Consider the following 22602-nt stretch of genomic DNA (forward strand, 5'->3'; position numbering starts at 1 on the left):
TGGATCAGTAGGTGTGACGCCACGCTTCGATCAGATCGGCGCGGAAGTCGCTGTCCGGATTGCCCGCCACCTGCAGGCTGCGGGTCGGGATGAACATCTTCATGAACACCCGTACGGTGCGGTCATCTACTTCGATGAAGATGCTGGGCTCAGCGGCGGGACCCACAAAGGCGCCGGCGGGAATGTCAGCCTCGGGCACGCGATGCAGCACCTTCTGGTCGGCGAAGATCGCGCCGATATCCACGCTGGCCTCGTGCGTGCTGCCATCGTGGGCGGTCCAGTGCAGCTGCGCCGGTGCCGGGAAGTTGCGTATGCCGATGGTGGCCGCCGCACCCCAGCGCTGGCGGTGGTCTGCCGCGGGAGGCGGTGAAGGCGCATCGGCCTGGCGCCGGGTGAGGTTCTCACCGTTGTAGACGACGCTGCAGGTGCGGGTGTTGTAACAGTGCGCTTCGATGTTGTGCTGGCGGAACTCCAACGGGAACGTGTTGCCCGCGCGAGGCGGCGACGTTGCGGCATTGGCGGGGGGAGTCATGGTGGCCTGGCATCCTGCAATAAGGAAAACAACCGTTGCGATCAGCAGCGACCGCGGCAAGCGTCCCACGTCGGGCACTACACGCATGCAAAGACCCTGTCGTGGAAAGGGTAGGCAACCCGACGCCATCCGCGCGCCGGGTCGACCCCAGCCTAGCTGCGGTGTCGCGTGAAGATCAAACCCCCTCACAGCCGACCGCCACGCTGGCGGACCACAGCATCCCAGCCTGCGGACCGCCCGCCAACGCCCGATGCTGCGCCGCAGCAGTACAATGCCCGACCGCCTTCCGAACCGCCCAGTCCGCATGAGCCCGTTTTCCGTTCCCCTGGCCGCACGCCTGTCCGCGCGCGAGCGCACTTTGATCCTGCTGGCCCTGTCGCTGGGTGGTTTTGCCATTGGCACCAGCGAGTTCGCCAGCATGGGGCTGATGCTGGAAATCAGCCGCGGGCTGGCGATCAGTGAAACCCAGGTGGGCCATCTGATCAGCGCCTATGCGATCGGTGTGGTGGTGGGCGCGCCGATTCTGGCCTTCGCCGGCGCCGGCTTTGCCCGCCGCAACCTGCTGCTGGCGCTGATGGGCTTCTACGCCGTGGGCAACCTGGCCAGCGCGCTGGCCCCGAACTACGCCACGATGCTGCTGGCGCGCTTCGTCGCCGGCTTGCCGCATGGCGCCTACTTCGGTGTGGCGATGCTGGTGGCCGCCGCGATCAGCCCGCCGGCGCAGCGTGGCGCGGCGGTGTCCAAGGTGCTGCTGGGTTTGTCGGTGGCCATTCTGGTCGGTAATCCGTTGACCACCTGGCTGGGCCAGCAGTGGAGCTGGCGTACGGCGTTCGCACTGGTCAGTGTGCTGGCCATCGCCACCGTGGTGATGATCGCGCGCTTCCTGCAGCCCGACCCCGACGAGGTGCGCACCTCGCCGATGCGTGAGCTGCGCGCGTTCAACCGCCCGCAGGTGTGGCTGGCACTGGCCATCGGCTCGATCGGCTTCGCCGGCATGTTCTGCGTGTTCACCTACCTGGCCCCGACCCTGGTGCAGGTGACCGGCCTGGCCGAATCGTGGATGCCGTTGGCGGTAGGCATCTTCGGCATCGGCGCGATCATCGGCAACGTCGCCGGCGGTTGGCTGGTGGACCGCTTCCAGTTCCGTGCCGCAGCGGTGGTGCTGGTCTGGTCGATCCTGGTGCTGCTGATCTACCCGCTGGCCGCCACGTCGGTGTGGAGCGTGTTCCCGGTGATCATCGCGGTGGGCACCATGGGTGCACTGGCGGCGGTGTTGCAGACGCGCCTGATGGATGTGGCCGGTGAGGCACAGACCCTGGCGGCGGCCTCCAACCACGCCGCCTTCAATACCGCCAATGCGCTGGGCCCGTGGTTCGGCGGCATGGCCATCGGTGCCGGCTTCAGCTCGGCGATGACCGGGTACGTGGGTGCTGCCACGGCACTGGGCGGCCTGCTGTTGTGGGGCGTGGCGGTGCTGGTGGACCGGCAGTCGCGTAGTGCGGCCGTCGCCTGCGATTGAGGCAGGCCTCAGGTTTTCCCTATGATGGGGACCTGACCTTCCCGCCCGCCCGGTGCTGCACCGGGCGCTGGCCGCTCGCTGGATGTACCGATGACGCACGACTGGACCCCTTCGGCCTGGGGCCAACGCTTGACCCGAACGCCGCACTGGCGGCTTGCCCTGATCGAACAACGCGCCGAGCTGCGGCTCGACGGCCACCTGCATCACGCCGACCTGACCGCACCCGATGCGCTGACGTTGCAGCGTGGCCTGCTCTGGACGCGCCTGCACCTCACCTGCAGTGACGGCCAGGTGCGGGTCCTGGAGGGCCTGTCGAACGCTGCCGCGCAGACCCTCGCGCAGGCACTGGAACAGCGCCTGGGTTCGCATCAGGACACGCAGCGGATCATCGCCTTCAACGATGGCCTGGTGCAGGTAGGCGACTGGCTGGCCCAGGCCGACGCCGCGATCGCGGGCGCCGATGCACGGCACCACTGGTTTACCCACGAGCAGCAGCGGGATCTGCTGGCACAGCGCCCGTCCCTGCCCCTCGACGCGTCTGCGATGTGGGCGGTGTTCGACGACGACGCGCTGCGTGCCCGGCTGGATGGCGCGCCGTCGGCCATCGAGGACGCACTGATGCGTTGGGAAGCCGATTGGCCCGCCGCCTGGGAGGCCCGCAATGCGGACCATCTGCAGCACGAGCGCCGCCGCTGCAGCGCCCTGCTGGACGGTATCGAGCGCCAGCCGCTGACCGCCGAGCAGGCGCAGGCGGTGATCTGCTTTGACAACCGCGTGCAGCTGGTGGCCGCCGCCGGCTCGGGCAAGACCTCGACCCTGGTGGCCAAGGCGGCCTATGCCATCACCCGTGGGTTGGTGCCGGCCGAGCGCATCCTGATGCTGGCCTTCAACAAGGACGCCGCCGAGGAGCTGCAGCAGCGCGCCGACACCGCATTCGCACGGGTGGGCTTGGACGGGTCCGAGGTGCAGGCACGCACCTTCCATGCGCTGGGGCGGCAGATCATCGGCAAGGCCACCGGCCGTCTTCCCGACGTGCCCGGCTGGGCGGTGGATGCGACCCAGGGGTTCCACAAACTGGCCGAGTTGATCGACCAGCTCAAGGACCGCTCGCACCGCTTCCGCACCCAATGGGACCTGTTCCGGCTGGTGTTTGGCCGCGACCTGCCGGTGATCGGCGGCACCACGCAGGCCGATGGCTGGGAGGCCGATGGCCAGGGCTATGTACGGACGCTGCAGGGCGAACGCGTGCGCGACCTGGAGGACTGCATCATCGCCGATTGGCTGTTCTACAACGGCGTGGCGTATCGCTATGAGCGCCAGGACGCGTTCGATCCCGCCGACGATGCATACCACCGCTTCAGCCCTGCCTTCCACTATCCGGCGGCCGGGCTGAGCCACCAGCATCGGCGCGTCGATCCCACACCCGCGCGCGGCGGCCATCGCGACCAGATCCAGACCACCCCGCAGCAGTTGCGCAGCGGTGAGCTGTTCACCCTGCTGGGCGAGGCGCTGTCACAGCGTGGCGTCGTGCTCGATCCCAACCCGGACCGCGAACTGCCCGACGGCGGCGCGACACCGATGCCGGACACCGAGCTGATCGGGCTGGTGCGCAGCTTCATCAGCCATGCCAAGAGCAACGGGTTGTCGGTGGATGACATGGCCGAGCGGCTGCGCTGCATGCCCGAGGACCGCTTCAAGCACCGCTACCGCCTGTTCCTGGCGCTGGCCACGCCGGTGCTGGAGGCCTGGGACGATGCGCTTGCCGCCGAGCACGCCATCGATTTCGAGGACATGCTCAACCAGGCCGCCGAGCACCTCGAACAGGGCCGCTACCACGCGCCCTACGAACTGGTGATGGCCGATGAATTCCAGGATGCTTCGCGGGCGCGTGCACGCCTGTGCCGCGCGCTGGTCCAGGCGCCCGGCCGGCACCTGTTCGCCGTGGGTGATGACTGGCAGTCGATCAACCGCTTCGCCGGTGCCGACGTGTCGGTGATGACCGGCTTCGTGGACTGGTTCGGCCCTGGCCAGGTGCTCAAGCTGGAGCAGACCTTCCGCTGCCCGCAGGCGCTGTGCGATGCCTCCAGCCGGTTCATCGCGAAGAATCCGGCGCAGATCGCCAAGCAGGTGCGCTCCCACGCCCCCGCGCAGGGGCCGGTGTTGCAGGCCTTCCAGGTCGCTGCGCGCGACCAGCTCGGCGATGCCATCGGCCAGTACCTGCAGCGCCTGCAGCAGCAGGTGATCGCCGCCGGCAAGCAAGGCAGACTGTCGGTGTTCGTGCTGGGCCGCTACAACAACGACCGCAGCGTCATGGCGGCGGACTGGCCGGCGCGCTTCAGCCAGCACTTGGAGATTTCATTCCTGACCGCGCATCGTGCCAAGGGCGCGGAGGCCGATATCGTGATCCTGCCGGCCATGCTCGAGCGCAGCTTCCCCAGCACCCGCGCCGATGACCCGGTGCTGCGCCTGGCCATGCCACAGGACGACACCTATCCGCTGGGCGAGGAGCGCCGCCTGTTCTACGTCGCGCTGACCCGCGCGCGGCGTTCGGTGGCGATGTTCACCGTGCAGGGCAAGCGGTCGAGCTTCCTCAACGAGCTGGTCGCCGATGGCGCCGTGCAGATCAGCGGCGTGACGGGGCAGCCTATCCACGAGCAGGCCTGCCCGGTCTGCGACGGTGGCGTCATCGTGCAGCGTACCGGCCCCTATGGGCCACTCCAGTCCTGCTCCAGCTACCCGCGCTGCCAGTACAAGCCGCGCCAGATGCCCGGGCAGCGCAGCGCATGAACACCCTTCGCCCGTACCGTGCGCAGGATCGTGATGCCTGCCTGGCGCTGTTCGACAGCAATACCCCGGCGTTCTTCGATCCATGCGAACGCGCCGGGTTCGATGCGTTCCTGCACGACCCTGCACAGACCTCGGCCTTCCAGGTCATCGAGCGCGAGGGGCGTATCGTGGCCTGTGGTGGGCTGGGGCTGGATGCCAGCGGCAGCATCGCCTCGTTCGCCTGGGGCATGGTCGAGCACGGCCTGCATGGGCAGGGACTGGGCCGTCAACTCACCAATGCACGGCTGGCCGCCGCGCGCGCCCTGCCCGGCGTGACCCGGATACGGCTGTGTACCAGCCAGCATACCCAAGGGTTCTACGCTGCCTTCGGCTTCCAGGTGCAGAACGTCGTGCCGGATGGCTACGGCGCGGGCCTGGACGAATGGGAAATGGTGCTACAGCTGGGGCACGTCGCGGGTTGAAGCCGGCGCCGCGGCGGCACGCTTGCGCTGCTGTTCCTCGTCGTACTTCTTCTCGATCGCGGCCTCGCGGTCGCGGCGTTCATCGCCGCAGCGCTGGCGGGCGGCGCCCATGCTGGTTTCGGCGGTCTGCCGCTCGGCACTGATCGACTGCTGCAACCCGGTAATCTGCCCGCGGATGCCCGACTCTGCCGTGGCGCCGGCCAGGTTGTCGCGGGCCCGGGAAACCTGCTGGTTCAGCTCGCCGATCTGGCGCTGGTAACCGGCGATCCGTGCATCCACTGGCGCATAAATGCTCGAGCGTGCCGCGCCCACGCAGTTGCGCTCGGCAATGGACGCATCGGACAGATCGGTGGAGCGGAACACCGCGCTGCGCGTAGCCGCCTCGCTGCTGGACGGCGTGGCCGGCCGGGTCTGGCGGACGCTCACTTCCTGCGCACCCGCACCGCAACGGTTCTGCGAGTAGACCGTCTCGCCGTTGCTGCCCTTGCATTTGTAGACCTGGGCCGAGGCGGTCCCGGCCAGGCTCGCCGCCATTGCCACCGCCACCACTGCCAACCATCGCCTTCCGTGCATGGGAGCTCTCCTGCTGTGTGTCGTTGGGTCGCATTGTTGCGCATCCTGGCGAGCTTGGGCAGTGCGGGAGGACCGCAACATACATTGCGCCGCAGCATGGCGCCCTATTGCTTCGGGGCCTGCACGCCCCTCAGCTTGCGCCTTCCTCCAACGCCGCATCCAACTGCATTAGCAACGCCTTCTTGCCGTCCACCGCACGCATGGCTCTAAGCAGGCTGCGCAGCAGGCGCAGGTCCTGCTGGCGGCCGAGATGGTCGCTGAGACGATGCAGGGCCTTGGTGTGCTTGTCGTCCTGTTTATGCCCGTGTGCTTTGGCCAGCGCGGCGTCGAGCTGCGGCATCGCTTCGAGCTGCATCCGCAGCCGCCGCACTTTCCGGCGCCACCGGTGCAGCACCTCCGGATCGACCGAGGCCCGGGCACGCTTTTCGGCCCTGGCGGCACGCTGTGCGCTGCGGCGCAGGCCATCACGAATCTGCAGTGACCGCACGCATGACCAGTCCTGTGATTCCAACAGGAAGGCAATCCGTTGCAGGCTGCGCTGGCGACGGGCAAATCCCGGGTCGCCATTCAACGCACGTTGCAGCACCGCATCGCGTCGCGCCTGCAGTCGCAGCACCACGCCTGCCCATGCCGGCCCGGCCTGGTGTCGGCCCAATCGCGCCGCCGTCTCCACCGCCACATGCGCATCGCGCAATGCGGACAGGCCATCACCGAGGCGGCGCAGCAAACCATCTGCCCTATCGAGGTCGAGTGCGGTCCGCTCGAGCAAGGCGAGCAGCGCACGCAGGCGCCGGATCGCCTTGCGCGCCACATGCACCGACTCGTGGACTTGAGGTCCCGGGACCAGCGCCTGCGTCACTGCCTGGCACTCGCTCAGCGCCAGGGCGCGGACCAACGGACCTGCGGCGTTGGAGGGCATTGCGGCTCCGGCTCCCAAGGCGAATCGCGAGTATTGTCCGGAGATCCCGTCCAGATGTGTGAATGGGGAAGCAGTTCGCGAACCGCCCCTCAATACCGACCCACCAGGTTCAAGTACCAGCCGCGGTGGTCGTAGTCGAAGTCGGTGAGGTCATCGCTGAACTCGGTGAAGTTGTAGCCCGCCCCCACCCGCAGGCTGCGGCTGATGTCGCGGTCCACGCCCAGCATCCAGCCCTGGCGCTGGCCGCCGTCGCGCACGTCCAGCCAGCGGTACTCGGCCAGGCCATGCCACTGGTAGACCAGCTCGTAGCGCAACTGGGCCGCGGCAAACCGGGTGGCCGAATCGAACCAGACCCCCGTGCCCCGGCCCTGGCGCACTTCGCCCTTGCGCGCGGCCAGTTTGCCGGCCACTTCCCAGCGTTGATCGATGCGATACACGCCCTCCAATGACAGCACCTGCGTGCGCTGGTCGTAGTCCACCCCGTTGACCTGCCCCAGCGTCGAGAGGTCGTACAGATAGGTGTAGCGACCAAACAATGCCCAGCGGTCACTGTTCCAGGGCCGGTAGGCGAAGCCCAGGTTGCCCTCGATGAAACGTGCGCCGGCCAGCGGATTGATCGCATCATCGGTGTCGGCATAGTTGAAGCGCCCGGCAATGCGCCAGCTCTCGTTGATCTTGTGGCTCAGGCGGTTGGTGCTCACCCATTGCGTGCGCCGCTCGGCACCGGTGTCGCGACGCCATTCCAGCTTGCTCTGCCAGTCGGTGTCGGCCGAGGTGCGGCCACCGGACAGGCTCACCGATTTACGGTCGACCTGGCCGCCATCGCGGGTGTCCAACTCACCGTCGCCCAGGGTGAACCCCATGTTCCAGCCCACCGCAGGATAGAAATCCATGCCGAAGGTATGCGCCAGACCGGATTCCTGCGCCCCCTTCAGGAACTGGCTTTCATTGAACACGTTGACCTGGTCGGACAGGCGCCAGCGTTGCCCCAGCGTCCAGCCATCCTGCGCGGTCGGGCTGAACAACGGGTCGTACTCGCTGCGGTCGGTCGACTGGGTGAAGCTGCCGTAGAAGCTGTGCTGTGGCGTCAACCGATACTCGGCATTGAGCTGCGCGGCATCGCCGCGATCGCCGCTGCTGAGATCCGCGCCGACACTGGACAGGTTGGCGAAGGTGTACTGGCCGCCCACGTTCACCGCATCGTTGTCGCGGTACTGGCCGCTGTCGTCGTCCACGGTCAGCTGCCCGCCCCCGTACAGGTCCAGCGCGGTGCCGAAGCGGTGGGTGTAGCGCGCCGCGGCCAGCACACCGGCCACATCGGTGCCGTTGCGTTTTTCCTGCACGCGGCGCAGTTCGCCGGCGAGCCGGTCGTTGTCACCGATGCGCCATTCGAGCGTGGTCTGTGCCTGGATCAGCGATTCCTCGCCGCGTTTGGCTTCGCTGTATCGCGCGTACAGATTCAGGTCGGGGGTGAAGTAACCGAGCACCTCCGCACCGTGTTCCTGCACCCGCTGGCCGGTATCGAAACGCCCCACCGAGTAACCCGCATCCACCTGTCGCCACCACGCGCCCGCACTCCAGTCCTGTTCGGTCCAGCCCAGCTCGCGCAGGTTGATGCGCCCCTCCACCGCCGTCGCCTCGCCCTCGCGCGGACCGACCGGATTGAGCTGGGTGAAACTCAGGCCGCCGTTGTCGGAGAAGAACACCGGCGTGCTGGTGGCCTCGGTGCGGCTGTGCTCGACTTTGAGGTAGGTGCCACGCCCGGCCTGCAGGGTCAGATCGGCGCCCTTGAGGGTGTAGTCCTGCCCGGAACGACGCTCGTCCACGTACGTGCCACCAATGGCCACGTGGTCGCCCAGCCATTGCTTGCCACGCACGCCGGCGGTGATGTCATCGGCATCGAAGCCGGTTGGCACCCATTCGTAGTCCACGATCAGGCGCTGCTCGTAGCCGTCCACCGGCAGATCACGGCTGAGCCGTCGCAGGTTCTCGCGGGTGACCTGCTGCAGCGGCCGGGTCAACAGAATCCGCCCCTGCAAGGCATCGATCTCGTAGTCGGCACCGCGCACCAGGGTGACCCGCTGCTCGACGCGGCCAGTGGTGCGATCCCGGATTTCCAGCACCACCTGGTCCGAGCCGCGCAGGATGCTGGCATGGCGCAGGTAGTACAGGCTGCCGCCGGTGCCGATGAACTCGCTGTGGCCCGGGGCGGTTTCCGCCTGCGAGCCGAACAGGCGCAGTTCGCTGCGTGCATCGCCCCAGGGATTGGCATCCCGCGAGCGCCAGCTCACCGCCGCGCCATACAGCGCACGCACGTACTGCGCGTACTCGGTGCCGGTGAAACCGGTGGTGTAGTTGCCCCACAGCGCCTGGTTGCGGTCCCAGTCCAGGCGCAGGTAGAAGCGCCCCATGGTGTCCACGTCCCGGTAGGTCAGCGAATCGTCGCCGTAGGTGGGGTAGTACAGATCCGGGTCCAGGCTGCGGAACAGGTCGGTAGGATCGGCCTGGGTGAAACCCGTGAACAGCTCCTTCAACGGACGGTTCTGGGTGTCGGCCTGTGCGGTGAGCAGGAAACGGCCGCGTGTTTTCGCCTTCAGGTAGAACGCCAGCCGACCGTCGCTGAGTACATCGTCGGCACGGTCGCCGACGGCCAGGTCACGGCCCGCGCCGCTGGCCTTGCTCTGGTAGACGGTGATGTCGGCCAGGCCCACCCCGAACAGGTACTGGCCACTGACATCCACCGACAAGGTCCGCTGCACCACGGCGGCGTCGGCGCGCTCGACCTGGATGTCGAAGTCGTGCTGGCCGATCGGCATCAGGTACTCGGCGGCGAACTTGCGCTCCTGGTCGAGCGGATAGCTTTCCCCGTTGATCTTCAACGTGGCGCCGGTGGGCAGGTCGCGGCCGCGGATGCGCACGCGCGAGCCGTAGATCGGGATGTTCTGCTGGCGCAGGCCGTTGCCGTCGAACACCTGGTCCAGCAGCGACAGCGCGGTGGCCTGGTTGGCATCCACCGCCACCCCACGCCGTTGCTCGGCAGCATCGCGGAGTTGCTGGTTGCCCCGCTCCACCTCGGCTGCTGTTGCCAACTGCAGGCTCTGCGGTGCGGTTTCATCGACATGGCCGTCGCGGTCGTAGGCGCGCAGCACGTACTGCAGCCGGTCGCCGTTGCGCAGCGCCACCGGGCTGGCAAAGTCGCCCGCCCACGGGCTCTGCCCCACCGCCGCCACCTCAATGGGGATGCGTGCCAGTGGTGTCACCTGATCGGTATCGCTGGCGCGGTAGACGCTGACCTCCAACCGATCGATGAAGGCGGTGTAATTGCCGCGCACGAAGAAGGTCACCGGTGCGGTGATCCGCCCGGCATCGAAGGCCACCAGCGCCGGTGCCGAGATCGACAGTTCCGGCGTACCTATTGCCGGGTCTTCGGTCGCCCAGATGGCGCCGCCATCCGGCAGGCGCAGCAGGAAGCGCCCGAGCGCAGTGGCCTTGCCGGGTGCTTCCAGTGCAACGGTCGCGCGCCGGTCCGGTTGCAATGCCTGGGTCGAAGACTGTGCCGAGGTATCCCGGCTCTGCGGCTCGTCGTAGCTGCGCGAGGCCAGCGTGAACACCAAGGCGCCGTCCACGCTGCAACGATCACCTTCGCAGTCCACCGCCGGCACCGCCTGCTGGGCGTGGACCGTGGCCAAAGGCACCAGCAGCCCGTACAGGCCCAGCCACAGGGCGCGCTGCAGGGGGTTCCGGCGCAGCCGGGCGTGCGTGCGGGGCATGTTCATGGGCGTCCCTCCTTGTGCGCAGGTGCGACCCGGGTTCTGCTGCGGACCTCCGGGCTCAACTGTGTTCGCAGCGCATCGAACACCGCGCTGGCGCGGCGCAGCCCGAGTGCCTGGTTGTAGGCGTGCGTGCCACGCACATCGGTGTGCCCGACGATGCTCACCACCCCACCGCCCAGCGCCTCCAGCCGCGCGGCAACCTGCGCGAGCATCGGCCGGTACTCCGCGCGCACCTGGGCGCTGTCGGTCTCGAACAGCACCGTTCCCAGCAACGCACCGGACGCGGTCACGCCAGCCAGCAGCGAATGGGGATCGGCGACGTCCGTGCGCACCGCCACCACCAGTGCCGGTCGCGCCGATTCACTTACGTGCGCGTTCAAGGCATCGCGTACCGCTACCGCGCGGGCGAACGCCAGCGCCTCGCTCTCGCCGTTGGCGGTGATCACCACCTCGCCGCCCTGGTAGCGGTCCACCACCGCGGCCATGGCCTTGATCGCCGGCTCGAAGGCCGGCCGCAGCGTGCTGCTGCCCGGAGCGAACAGCACCTCGCCCAGCACCAGTTCGGTGCGCGTGGGCGCAGCGGCAGGCGCTTCCGGCAGACGCACACCGAAGCTGAAGCGGGTCGGCACGCCTTGAGTGATCCGCCGCAACAACGGGTTCTCGGTGGTCAGGCCCGCGCCGTCCGGCAAGGTGGCCGGATCCAGCTTGAGGATGAAGTTGCGCCCCAGCCGCGCATCACCGCCGTGCACATCCACCAGGTGGTAGCGGCCAAACTGGTCGGTCTCGATCAGCAGCCCTTCCACCGAGGCCAGACGCACGCCGGGAATGCCCTGCTCGTGGATGCCCGCGTTACCGATCACGTAGGCCACCTCGTAGCCCTCGGCAAGCTGCGACACCTGCCGTTCCACCTGCGGTGTTGCCGCGGTCAGCCCCTTGGCCGCCTCGCCCTTGCTCAGCATCGCGGTGTGGCCTTGTGCGTCCATGCGCAGGCCGGCGCCCTGGTCGCTGTCGAGCACGAAATCATCGGTGAAGGCCAACGTCCGCAGCCGCTGGCGCACGATCACCTGGTGCGCCTCGATCGGATCGGCAACCGAGCCACGGCCCTCCACCGTCCCCACGTCCACACCATGCAGCAGCGGCGCGCTGGCATCGGCAAGCGGCTCGGGGCCGTGGCCACGGTCGATGGTGGTGCTGCCCGGCACATAGGCCGACGCGGCGAAACCACCCTGCACACGCACCCCGGTCAGGCGGGCGCTGTCCTGCCAGCCGTCGCCATCGCGGTCATCGAACACGGTGCCGAACACCAGGCTGTCTTCCAGCAAGGGGTCGCTATCGAGCTGCACCTCGGCGGTCGCGATGTTCGACAACGGCTGCCCGCCCTCGTCCACCGCCACCGCCTGATTGATGTGGGAGCCCGTGCGTACACCCGCGCCCACCCGCAACAGGTAACTGATGGTCGCGCTGCGGCCCACCGCGATATCCAGCGCACCGATGCGCAGCGGGGTCTGTGCGCCGGCCAGCACGAAGCTGCCATCGTCATCGGCCACCTGCATCGAGCCGGCCACGAAACTCAGGCCCGGCGGCGGCGTATCCACCACGATGCCGTCGCGCCAGTTGCTGCTGCCGACGTTCTCCACCACCAGCTGGTAGCGCACCAGATCGCCCACCTTCACCCGTCGTGGGGTGGCGGTCTTGGTGATGCGCAACGCGAAGTCGGACACCACCGGGTGGCTGGTCTCGCAACTGGCGCAGTCCGGCGGCGTGTCGCCGCCGGGGTACTCGCCGCGCAGACGGTTCTTCACCGTGAGCCGCGCACTGGCGTTGACCGTGGCGAGGTACTCGAACGCGTGCCGGCCGGGCAAGGTGCCGCTCGGCAAGGTGCAGGCCAGCTCGCTGCCGCGGCGCTCGCAGCCCTGCGGCAGGCTGTCGATGCTGAGGCCACTGTCGGGGCTGTCCACCAGCAGCAACGGCTGGCGCAGCGCGGCGTTCTCGATCGTGGCCGTCAACGTATAGCGCAGCGTGTCGCCCGGGCGCACCTGCGTGCCATCGGCGGGATCGGCGCGCTTGTCCAGCACCACGCGCGGGTCGGCCAGAGGGTGCTCGGTGCTGCAGGTGGTGCAGGTCGGCGTTATCCGGCCCCCGCCACTACCCACCACCACATTGCCCACCGGGCCATCGGCATCGGCGGCCACGTGTGCCGCATAGGTCACGCTGTAGCTGCCCGGCAAGGTGCCGGTGGGCAGCGTGCAGGCCAGGCTGGCCGAACACACGAAGGCCCCGGCGGCGCTGACCGCATCGAACTGCAGCCCGCGCCCCATCGTGTCGTTGAGCACCACCGGCTGGGTGGTGACCGAGTTGGCGATGGTTACGGTGAGCGTGTAGCTGATGCTGTCGCCGGCATTGACCGTGGTCCCGCTCGCCGGCAATGAGCTCTTGCTGATCGACACCGCCGCCTCGGGAATCTCGTGGTTGGTGCTGCAGCTGCTGCAGCCCGGGTCGGGATCGCCGCCGGGCGGATTGGTCGCGGTGACCTGGTTGCCCACCTGCCCGGTCGCCGTGGCCTCCACCAGCGCCGTATAGACCACCGTGTAGGTGCCTGGCACCGTGCCCGGTGGCAGCACACATTCGAGCTGCCCGCTGCAGGCGAACGCGCCGGCATTGGTCACCGCACCGAAGCGCAGGCCCGTGCCGAGCGTGTCGCGCAGGGTCAGCGGCTGGTTGATTGCCGATTGCCCGATCACCGTGGTGAGCGTGTAGGTGAGGGTATCCCCGGGCAGCACCGCGCTGCCCGGCGCCGGCACCGCGCTCTTGCTGACCTGCACCTGCGGCGGGCGCACCACGTGTTCGACGCTGCAGTCGGCATTGCACACCGGCATGTCACCGCCACTGCCCACCACCGCATTGCGCACGGTCCCGGTGGCCTGCGCGTTGACGCTGGCCCGGTAAGCCAGCGGATAGCTGCCCGGCACGCTGCCCGCCGGCAAGGTGCACACCAGCGGGTTGCTGGCGTTGCAGGTGAACGCACCGGCGTTGGTCACGCCCACCAGGGTCAACCCGCTGCCCAGCGTGTCGGTGAGCGTGACCACATCGAGGGTCTGCGAGTTGCTCACCTCCACCGTCACGGCGTAGTCGATGGTATCGCCCACGCTGAGCGGGCCCACCGTGGCGGAGGTCTTGTGGTACCCCACGGCCGTGGCCTGCACCGGCGTGGTGGTGCCGCAGTTCTGCGTGCAGGTGTTGGTGCCGTTGCCGCCGCCCACCACCGCGTTGCTGACGTTGCCCTTGGCCTGCGCATTGACCGTGGCGGTGTAGATCAGCGGGTAGCTGCCCGGCGGCGTGCCCACCGGCAACGTGCACACCAATGGGTTGGCCGCATTGCAGGTGAACGCACCGGCGCTGGTCACGCTGCCGAAATCCAGGCCCGCACCCAGCGTGTCGGTCAGGGTGAACACCGAAGTAGTGGCGGTGCTGGCCACGGTCGCGGTGAGGGTGTAATTCAGGGTGTCGCCTACCTTCACCGGCCCAACGGCGCTGGTGGTCTTGGCGTAGGTGATCTGCGGCAGGATCACCGGCGTGGTGGTGGTGCAGCTGCCCACGCAGCCGGGATTGTCACCACCGCTGCCAAGCACCACATTGGTCACCTGGCCGACGGCCTGCGCGTTGACCGTGGCCGTGTAGCTGAGCGCGTAGCTGCCCGGCACCGTGCCCGCCGGCAACGAACACACCAGCGGATTGGCTGCATTGCAGGTGTAGGCCCCGGCACTGGTGACACTGCCGAAGTCCAGCCCGGTGCCCAGCGTGTCGGTCAGGGTGACCGCGGCGGTGGTGCGCGAGTTGGCCACCACGGTGGTCAGGGTGTAGGTGATGCTCTGGCCCAGCACGACGGGTCCCGCGGTTGCGGTGGCCTTGCTGTAGCTCACCAATGGCGTGGCAACCGGCGTGGTGGTGGTGCAGTTGGCGCTGCAGGTGGGGGTATCGCCACCGCCGCCGACCACCGTATTGACCACCTGGCCACTCGCCTGCGCATTGAGCGTGGCGGTGTAGACCAGCGGATAGCTGCCCGGCGCCGTGTTGGCCGGCAGCGTGCAGACCAGCGGATTGGCTGCGTTGCAGGTGAACGCACCGGCGCTGCTGACGCTGCCGAAATCCAGGCCGGTGCCCAGCGTGTCCGTCAACGTCAACACGTCGCGGGTATTGCCGCCGGCCACGGTGGCCGTCACCGTATAGGTCACGGTCTGGCCCACCGCCAACGGCCCGCCCGGCGCGGCCGTCTTGGCGTAGGTGATGGTGGGGGTGGGAATCGTCACCGGGCTGCTGGCGCAGTGGGTGGCGTCGGTGCAGGTGGTGCCCGGCTCGGGCGCGACGCCGTTGTTGAACGGATCGTGGCCGCCGCCGACGCTGGCATGGTTGATCTTCGCGCCGACCGCGGTTGCGGTCACCGTCACCGGCAGCACCAGGGTTGAAGACGCCGTCGGCGAGCCGCTCGGTCCCAGGATCTGGCTTGTCACGCAGGTCACCCGCTGCCCCACCGCCGTACAGCTCCAGCCGGCCGTGCTGAGCGCGCCGACCCAGTTCGGCACGATGCCATCGGGCAACTGGTCCAGCACCGTGATCGGACCCGGTGACACCGCTGGCGGGCTGCCCGTTGGCGCGGTGCTGGTGTTGTTCACGGTGAGGCTGTACGTGGTGCCGGTTTCGCCGTAGTTCCAGATGCCATCGCCGCTGTTGTTGGTCTTGCTGATGGCCAACGCGGGGGCCACGATCGTGACCCGGTCGTCTTCCACTTCGCCGTCATCGGCGATCCCGGTGGGCAGCAGGATCTGCGTGGCGTTGGTGGCATAGCGCAGGCGCACGTAGGTGGTGCCCGCCACCACATTGGCCGGCACCGACCAGACCAGGTTGGCGCTGCCGCCCGAGCATGGCGCCTGGGTGCGCTCGCTGGCGTCGAACACGCCGTTGCGGTTGAAGTCCAGCCATGCCGCCACCGTGCCGCCGCCTACGCAGGACACGGGCTGGTTGATCGTGGTACCGGCCTGCATCACCGACAGGCTGAAGTTGGCAGGCCAGGCGTTCTCCTCGTTCGCGTTGCCTGCCGGGAAATTGTCATCACCCTTGGCGTCGCTGCTGTAGCTGCTCTGCTGTTCGGTATCCGGGCCCACGCTGCCGAGGAAATCGGTCAGCGGCGGTGCCAGCCCACCGGGGGTGTAGGCGGCGGTATTGATGTCGGTCAGCGTGTTGTTGATCGGCAGGTTGTCGTTGCGGAACTGCAGGTCTTCCACCACGTGCATGGCATCGCCATACGTCGCCGGCGCATCGCCGAAGTCCGCATACGGCACCAGCAGGCCGATCGCGATCGCGGTGGCGCCACCGCCGTTGATCGCAAAATCCATGCTCACGGCCAGATTCGCGCCCTGGTAGGCCGCATCGTCGAAGCTCAGGAAGGTGACCGCGGCAGTGTTGTTGTCGTTGCCCGGGCCGAAGCGGATCACGTTCTGCGCGCCGCTGGTGCTTTTGCGCACGTTGTACGCACCGGCGCCCAGGTTCTTGCGCATTTCCACCACGTTCCATTCGCCGATGGCGCTGGCCTGTACGTACTCGCCGCTGGAGTTGATTGACTCCGCATCGGCCATCACCACGCCGCGCAGCCGATACGGCGCGCCGCCCACGGTGGATGTGCAGTTGACGGTGAAGGTGGAGGTGCCCGCCGTGCGGGCGATGCCGGAGATCAGCTGATTGCTGGTGCCGGTCCCGCCGATGTTGTACAGGTCATCCAGGCTGTCACCGGAAAAATCACCGGGGCGGTAACTCAGCAACGCACCGTTGACGGCGGACAGGCTGCAGTTCACCTGCAGCTGGATGCCACCGGCCACGGCCATGCTGACGCTGGTGGAGGCATTGTTTCCGAGCGCTTGGCCAGACGTGCCATTTATGCCCCCGCCCCAGGTCAGCCACAGCACCGTATTGCGATAGGGGCTGCTGCCACCCGTGGCATAGGCCGCGGCAGATGCCGTGCTGGGCAGCACGAACACCACCAGCGCCAACAGCCATAGTGCCCATCGTGCGGTAATCGTGCGCATGGAAAACGCCGGGCAATAGCGTGCACCGGCCGCGTTTGCACGCGACGTCATGGACTGCGTCATGAGACTCCCCCTGTTGCGGCCCAACCGCACCGCGCGATCAATCAACGCGTGTCACTTTCGGCAGCCCGGATGCGGCTGTTTTTCCAAAAGCATGCCCGGCGTGCCACGTACTGGCATGCTCAAGCGGGTTGACGATGACGCTGGCCCAGCGCCCGTCGCCACGATTCAGTGATGCGCCTTACGCCGCGTGTGCGATCACGCGAGCAGGATCATCCGTAAATGTGTGATGCAGGACTCTTACCTGCAGACTAGTGCGGGCCACGCGGGGGCGAATACACTTTTCCGGCAGTGCTGTGCGCCATTTCCTGCACTTCGGACATTTAATTTCAATATCCGCATCGCAAGCGCCCTGCCCGACCGCTGCGCAATGACGCGACAATTCGCCGCAGCGGCAACGATGCGCATTGATTCTAGAATCGGGGCCGCACTTCAGCGCTGACCCCATGAACGCCATGAACGCCGCCGTTCCGAAGACCCCGTGCCCGCACTGCCCCTCGCGCGGCAACTGCGCCACCGTATTGATGATGTCGGGCAGAACGGCGTGTTCGTCCAAGCGGATACTGAGGCGCTCGCGGCGGAAGGCCAACGGCGAATCCGCGGCGCCGGGTGCAGGGGCGGCGGACACGACCGTGGCGCCTGGCTGATCCCCCGGAACCACGGCGGGAAGCAGCAAGGGCACCGGGCCGAGGGCCCGCCTAGCCAGCCAGGCTCCCCAGGAACATCGCAGGTTTCACGCGGGCATTTGCTATCGTGCGCGCTGTCAGCCCTTCGTTCCCTGGAATCCCATGCCCCGTACGCCGTCCGCCACTGCCCCCGCCTCCAAGATGAACGCCACGCTGGCCGCTGCGCTCGCGCGGTCGGGATTGGATGAGCAGGCGCTGCTGCGGGTAGCCACCAAGGAGGCCTTTGAGCGCGTCAGCGTGCTGCTCAGCACCTCCTTTGCCGATTTCAGCCCCGAACAGCAGCGCAAAATCCGCGCCGCGGTGGCCGGCGAGGCCACGCCCAGCCCGGTCAAACGCGCCAAGCCGGCCAAGCCCGCCGGGGACGACCTGCCCCCGCGCTTCTGGCTGCCGTACAGCAAGGAAACCTGGTCCGGTCGCGGGCGTCCGCCCAAGGCGTTCCTCGCCTGGGAAGGCACCGTGGCCCATACCGAGTGGAAGAAACACCACCCCGACGAGCGCTTCCCGGCGTATCCGGGCTGATCGGAGCCCCCATGCAGCAGACCGTCATTCCGCAGCTGCGCATGACCAATGCCAGCATCAGCGTGCCGTTCTACCTGCAGATGGGCTTTGCCATCGACTGGGAGCACCGGTTCGAGCCGGGCATGCCGCTGTTCGTGCAGATCAGCCGCGAGGGGCAGCTGCTGTTCCTGAGCGAGCATGCCGGGGACTGTGAGCCCGGCGGTGCGGTGTATTTCCACGTGCCTGACGTGGACGCCCTGCACCGCGCCTTCGTGGCGGCCGGGGTACCGGTGTTCCGCGCGCCGGCCGATGTGCCCTGGGGTGGGCGCGAAATGATGGTGGTGGACCCGGACCACAACCGGCTGCGGTTCGCCACGCAGGGGGATTGAGGCGCGAAGATGACTATCATGGTCGCCTTCGAACGTAGGTGTGGTTGCAGATGAGTCGCGGAATCAAGATGCGCACGGCCGTGGGAACCCACGGCACCCGCCATGTCGTCGCGGACCTGCAGAAGCGGCACGACGCGCAGCAGACCCTGCCCACCCTGCTGTGCGACAGCCCCGGCTGCGGGGTGTCGGTCAAGTTCGTGGCCGAGCACAGCCGCAACCGGCCCGACCGCGCCACGCCCGTGCACGTGCCCGCCTACATCGCTTTGAACAAGGACGCCGAGCACCAGCCCGGTTGCCGATACGACGCACCCGAGCGCCTGCAGTCCATTCTCGCCGCCGGTGCCGACCCGGAATTCATGCCTGCGCTGGACGATGGCAAGCACGAGCTGCGGTTGCTGATGCTGCAGCAGGGTTTGAAACAAAGCACCAACCCCCGCTTTGACAGCCAACTGCATACCGTCGTCGAACTGCTCATCCTGCGGGCGCTGTGCGAGAGCGACACCCTGCTCGCTTCGCAGCTGACCCTGCGCCTGGGCAAGAAGCGGGTCGACTGGAGCAACTTCTTCTACGCACAGGACCGCTACGACGAGGCATGGGAGCGCCTTGGCGCCAGCTCCAGCGAGCTGCCGATGGCGCTGGTGGGCACGGTCAGATCCCACCGCGCACCGCAGCCGGGCGATCCCTACGGCCTCACGTATCTCAACTGCACCTCCAAGTACCAGCTGACCGGCGCCACGGATCGCCGCGACTTCTATGAAGTCAGCATCGGGCACAACGATGCCGCCTGGCTGAAGAACTTCCCGGTGGGGGCGGAGATCGTGATGTTCGGGCTGTGGCGCCAGGGCAGAAGCACCACCACCTACCAGAACCATACCAACGACCCCAGTAGGAAGATCACCAACGTCACCCACAAACTGGCGTTATGGCCGGGGTTCAAACGGCAGCTGGCACTGGTGGAGTAATCCACTGCGGCGCCAACCCGCCGCGCGGCGCAGCTTGCACACCACCGCCACAGCGCCGGGCCGATCATGTGCGCACCCCACCTGATCGCCCACGCCATGGCCACGCCGTCCGGCTCCCGTCTCGTCGTCTATGCCGCGCTCGTCGGCAACCTGTGCATCGCCGTGGCAAAGTTCGTTGCCGCCGGCATTTCCGGCAGCTCGGCCATGCTCAGCGAGGGCGTGCATTCGCTGGTGGATACCATCAACGAGCTGCTGCTCCTGTACGGCCTGCACCGGGCCGGCAAGAAGCCCGACACCCTGCACCCGTTCGGCTACGGGCGCGAGCTGTACTTCTGGAGCTTCATCGTCGCCCTGCTGGTGTTCGCCGCCGGCGCCGGCGTATCGGCCTATGAAGGCATCCAGCACATCCGCCACCCCGAGCCGGCCACCCATCACCTGGTGAGCTACGTAGTGCTCGGTATTTCGCTCCTGTTCGAGGGCGCGTCCTGGTGGATCGCACTGCGCGAGTTCCGCGCCACCAAGGGCAGCCTCGGCTACTTCGAAGCGTTCCGCCGCAGCAAGGACCCGTCCACGTTCACCGTGCTGCTGGAAGACAGCGCCGCGCTGCTGGGCCTGGGCTTTGCCCTGATCGGCCTGCTCGCCGCGCAACTGCTGGACATGCCGGTGCTGGATGGCGTGGCGTCGCTGTGCATCGCCGGCGTGCTGGCCGTCACCGCGTTCCTGCTGGCCCGCGAAACCAAGGGCCTGCTGGTGGGCGAGCCGGCCCATCCCAGCGTGGCGCGACGCATCCTGGCCGTGGCCAACACCGACGCCGACCTGCGCAACGCCAACGGCGTGACCACCATGCAGATGGGCCCGGACCAGGTGGTGGCGATGTTGAGTGCCGAATTCGAGGACGACCGCACCACCCCGCAGATTGAAGCGTGCATCACGCGGATTGAAACGGCGGTGAAGCTCGAGTACCCGGAGTTGGTGGCCTTGTTCATCAAGCCGCAGACGCCGGAAGTGTTCCGTGCACGGCGGGCGGCGTTGGATCATGTAGAGGGTGATGGTGCTGCGCCGGTGTAAACCTGGCCCGATCTGCAGCGGCAATCAGGCAGGCTTGGCGCTGCTCACTACGAAGGCCCTGAGGGCGACCATCTTGCCGTCACGGAAGCGCCAGACATCGCTATAGAAGTTGAGAACCTCGCGACCGGCATTGTCCTGGCTGGTGATGCTGCCCAGGGCAACCACCATATCGTTCTCCGCCACCAGATCGCTCACGGAAAAGCGCGGCGGCTCGGCATAGGCCTGCTTCATCCATTGGCGAAGTGCGGGCTTGCCCTTGATCACCGCCTCGCCGACGGTCTCCCATTCAATGTCTTCTGCGCAGAACTGCAGAAACCCTTCGATGTCGCCTTTCTCGACGGCAGCGTTCGCCGACAGCAGGATGGCTTTGTTGTCGTCAGGCATGTGGGACTACCTCGCGGCACGTGAGTGGTATGCCGACGCTAGCACCGCTCCTGTGCGTGAGCGTCAAGAGCATGTGCACCGCGCGTTGAGGCGTGCTGCGCGGCAGCAGGTTCGATGCGGTGATCGCTGCGTGGGCGATCACCACCAAAGCCCGGCCTATGGTCTCAGCCTGTGCCGAACGGGCAGCAATGCCAACCCTGCTGCCTACGTACCAAAGCGTCCAGATCCTGCTCGTTGCCGATGGATTCGCCAGCTGGCGCGGGCGGCGCATGCAGCAACACGTAGTCGCGCATCAACGCTTGCAACACCTGTGCGGCGGGCTGCTGTTGGCACGCTGCCGCGGCCTGGAAGCCGGCGCGCAGGCCAACCAATCAATACCATGAGCGCATCCAGAGGGCCACGGAGCGGCTCGCCCAGCTTCAGGCGCGCGAGCTGTTGGCATCACAACGCCAAGCGAGCAAAGCCAAGCAAGCCCAGCGTCAGGAAGAAGCGCGCCGCCGCCGCCGTGTCGCAGCGCTGGTCTACTTGGCTGCTGCAGAAACACTGGATGACGCAGAACTCTTGGGCGCGCTTTTGATCCACCAGCAGAGCCGCATCGATGATGAGATCCGAAAGGATGCCCGCGTCGTCGGTAAAGCGAAGCTGCAGGATTCCATCTCTCCACATTGAAGCGTTCGATTTGATCCGAGTGCTGGCTGCCAAAAAACTGGACGGCCAGCCTTTCGATCACTTCTCTCTACGTTTCCTATGGACTGACTGAGTCCGGACCCGGCCAGGGATTTCCTATATGGCCCAAGCTAATACGACCTTCCCGAGGCCCACCGCTGATCCCAATCCCCCGAGCAGGAGAAAAGCTGCGGGCACGCAGCAACCCAAGGCCTTCCCCATTTTTCGCTGGCGTGCCGCTCGCGTCAGCGGCACACCGATCTGTCTGGACAACTTGGATTTTGCGGCTGACAAGCCGCTTGCTCGTTTCCAAGAAAAGCCTGGTATTCCTCTCCGCCTTCCCATTGCATCCTCCTTGAGCAGCACTTCGTCGACTTGTGTCCCAGACTACTTTACCGCAACGTCCACGGAGGTACCGGGACGCCAACCAGCGGAAATCCTACATGTTTTCCGCATGAGCCCAAATCGATGGAGCGCGGGATTCGCAAACTAGGTCGGGGGCTTCCCGAGTCAAATCCGTCCCTATAGAGTTTTCGGTCCGGCTCCGTGAAGCGCCTGAGCGCGCATTCAGCGACCTCCCAAGTATCGCCTCTCGGACCTGAGGCGATGGAGATGAGGCTGCCCAGCCGGCTTTACCCTGCAACGTAAGCCGGGCATCGGCCCTGCCTCTGGCGTTACTATGGGCGTCAAGGAAGCGCCGTAGGCAGGGGGCCACGTGGCGAGAAAAAGGAAGCAATCCGCCGCCGGCTGGATCGTCGGTGTATTGGTCATTATTTGGCTGATTCCAAAAGAGATTTGGATCGGTCTCGGCATCGCCACACTTATAGGTTTTGCCCTATGGGTCTGGCTCAGATGGCGGGCTGAGAGGAGGGTCGCCCCAGCCACAGCACCGGTGTCAGAACCCACGCTTGCAGAGCTCATCCAATCCTCAGCACCCAAGGCGATGCCCAAGGAGCCAGTCAGGCGGCCGACGCCCATCCGCGACGAGGCAGCTATTGCTCCTGTCAGGCCATTGAGAGCTTCTGGCCCGCCGACCTCCCACTCTTCAGGCTCGGGTGGATCACCGTACCAAGTGCCCGGACCGGTTTCGCACGGGTCGGCGACCGGGGGGCCAAGCACAATTGAAATGGCCCTTTCGCCTCCAGACGCGGGGACTCCCCCGGTGGTTCTTACCAGTGCCGCCCTTGCCATGACCGATGGGCACGACCTAGGCCCGGACTTCTCGGTCTCACAGCTAGAGCCAAGCAA

At 67.2% G+C, this 22602-nt stretch carries 15 protein-coding genes; 8 read left to right on the forward strand and 7 right to left on the reverse strand.

The window, feature by feature from the left end; genetic code table 11:
- Positions 1–4: 4 nt before the first annotated feature.
- Positions 5–532, reverse strand: coding sequence for a hypothetical protein (locus AC3IPM_RS11435; RefSeq protein WP_489299962.1), 528 nt, complete (start codon positions 530–532; stop codon positions 5–7).
- A gap of 304 nt (positions 533–836) precedes the next feature.
- Between AC3IPM_RS11435 and AC3IPM_RS11440 the strand changes: the two genes are divergently transcribed.
- The 3 genes from AC3IPM_RS11440 to AC3IPM_RS11450 all read left to right on the forward strand — a co-directional run bounded on the left by AC3IPM_RS11440 (position 837) and on the right by AC3IPM_RS11450 (position 5299).
- Positions 837–2051, forward strand: a complete 1215-nt coding sequence (locus AC3IPM_RS11440; RefSeq protein WP_489299963.1) for an MFS transporter — start codon at positions 837–839, stop codon at positions 2049–2051.
- A 90-nt stretch (positions 2052–2141) separates the two neighbouring features.
- Complete coding sequence (locus AC3IPM_RS11445; protein WP_489299964.1) at positions 2142–4838, forward strand: UvrD-helicase domain-containing protein; 2697 nt, start codon at positions 2142–2144, stop codon at positions 4836–4838.
- The gene (locus AC3IPM_RS11450) at positions 4835–5299 is read left to right on the forward strand and encodes a GNAT family N-acetyltransferase (RefSeq protein ID WP_489299965.1); all 465 of its coding nucleotides are present in this window, start codon (positions 4835–4837) and stop codon (positions 5297–5299) included. Before AC3IPM_RS11445 ends, AC3IPM_RS11450 begins: the two co-directional genes overlap by 4 nt.
- Here the strand turns inward: AC3IPM_RS11450 and AC3IPM_RS11455 are convergent.
- From AC3IPM_RS11455 to AC3IPM_RS11475, 5 genes are all read right to left on the reverse strand, one after another.
- Positions 5273–5872: a DUF4124 domain-containing protein gene (locus AC3IPM_RS11455; protein ID WP_489299966.1), complete on the reverse strand. Its 600-nt coding sequence runs from the start codon at positions 5870–5872 to the stop codon at positions 5273–5275. The two genes, AC3IPM_RS11450 and AC3IPM_RS11455, sit on opposite strands and share 27 nt — an antisense overlap.
- Before the next feature lie 130 nt (positions 5873–6002).
- Positions 6003–6767: a CHAD domain-containing protein gene (locus AC3IPM_RS11460; RefSeq protein ID WP_489299967.1), complete on the reverse strand. Its 765-nt coding sequence runs from the start codon at positions 6765–6767 to the stop codon at positions 6003–6005.
- Positions 6768–6880: 113 nt separating this feature from the next.
- Entirely contained in the window at positions 6881–10567 is a 3687-nt protein-coding gene (locus AC3IPM_RS11465) for a hypothetical protein (protein ID WP_489299968.1), read from the reverse strand.
- A complete protein-coding gene (locus tag AC3IPM_RS11470; protein ID WP_489299969.1) occupies positions 10564–16641 on the reverse strand; it encodes a CshA/CshB family fibrillar adhesin-related protein in 6078 nt (2025 codons plus the stop codon). The genes AC3IPM_RS11465 and AC3IPM_RS11470 overlap by 4 nt, the downstream gene beginning before the upstream one ends.
- 241 nt (positions 16642–16882) lie before the next feature.
- Positions 16883–17290 (reverse strand): hypothetical protein, encoded by a 408-nt coding sequence (locus AC3IPM_RS11475; RefSeq protein ID WP_489299970.1) that lies wholly within the window; start codon positions 17288–17290, stop codon positions 16883–16885.
- Positions 17291–17489: 199 nt separating this feature from the next.
- On the opposite strand from AC3IPM_RS11475, the gene AC3IPM_RS11480 reads away from it, so the two are divergent.
- The 4 genes from AC3IPM_RS11480 to AC3IPM_RS11495 all read left to right on the forward strand — a co-directional run bounded on the left by AC3IPM_RS11480 (position 17490) and on the right by AC3IPM_RS11495 (position 20304).
- Positions 17490–17906 carry an H-NS family nucleoid-associated regulatory protein gene (locus AC3IPM_RS11480; protein WP_489299971.1) on the forward strand — a complete coding sequence of 139 codons (417 nt, stop codon included), beginning with the start codon at positions 17490–17492 and terminating at the stop codon, positions 17904–17906.
- 11 nt (positions 17907–17917) lie between these two features.
- Positions 17918–18274, forward strand: coding sequence for a bleomycin resistance protein (locus AC3IPM_RS11485; protein WP_489299972.1), 357 nt, complete (start codon positions 17918–17920; stop codon positions 18272–18274).
- 50 nt (positions 18275–18324) lie between these two features.
- Positions 18325–19236 (forward strand): hypothetical protein, encoded by a 912-nt coding sequence (locus AC3IPM_RS11490; RefSeq protein ID WP_489299973.1) that lies wholly within the window; start codon positions 18325–18327, stop codon positions 19234–19236.
- Between the two features lie 96 nt (positions 19237–19332).
- Positions 19333–20304: a cation diffusion facilitator family transporter gene (locus AC3IPM_RS11495; RefSeq protein WP_489304113.1), complete on the forward strand. Its 972-nt coding sequence runs from the start codon at positions 19333–19335 to the stop codon at positions 20302–20304.
- 24 nt (positions 20305–20328) lie between these two features.
- On the opposite strand, the gene AC3IPM_RS11500 is transcribed toward AC3IPM_RS11495, so the two are convergent.
- A complete protein-coding gene (locus tag AC3IPM_RS11500; RefSeq protein WP_489299974.1) occupies positions 20329–20688 on the reverse strand; it encodes a nuclear transport factor 2 family protein in 360 nt (119 codons plus the stop codon).
- A gap of 387 nt (positions 20689–21075) precedes the next feature.
- Here AC3IPM_RS11500 and traD point away from each other — a divergent pair, with 387 nt between their 5' ends.
- Entirely contained in the window at positions 21076–21357 is a 282-nt protein-coding gene (gene traD / locus AC3IPM_RS11505) for a conjugal transfer protein TraD (RefSeq protein WP_489304115.1), read from the forward strand.
- Positions 21358–22602 lie beyond the last annotated feature (1245 nt).

Source organism: Stenotrophomonas sp. GL_111 (genome assembly GCF_057835245.1).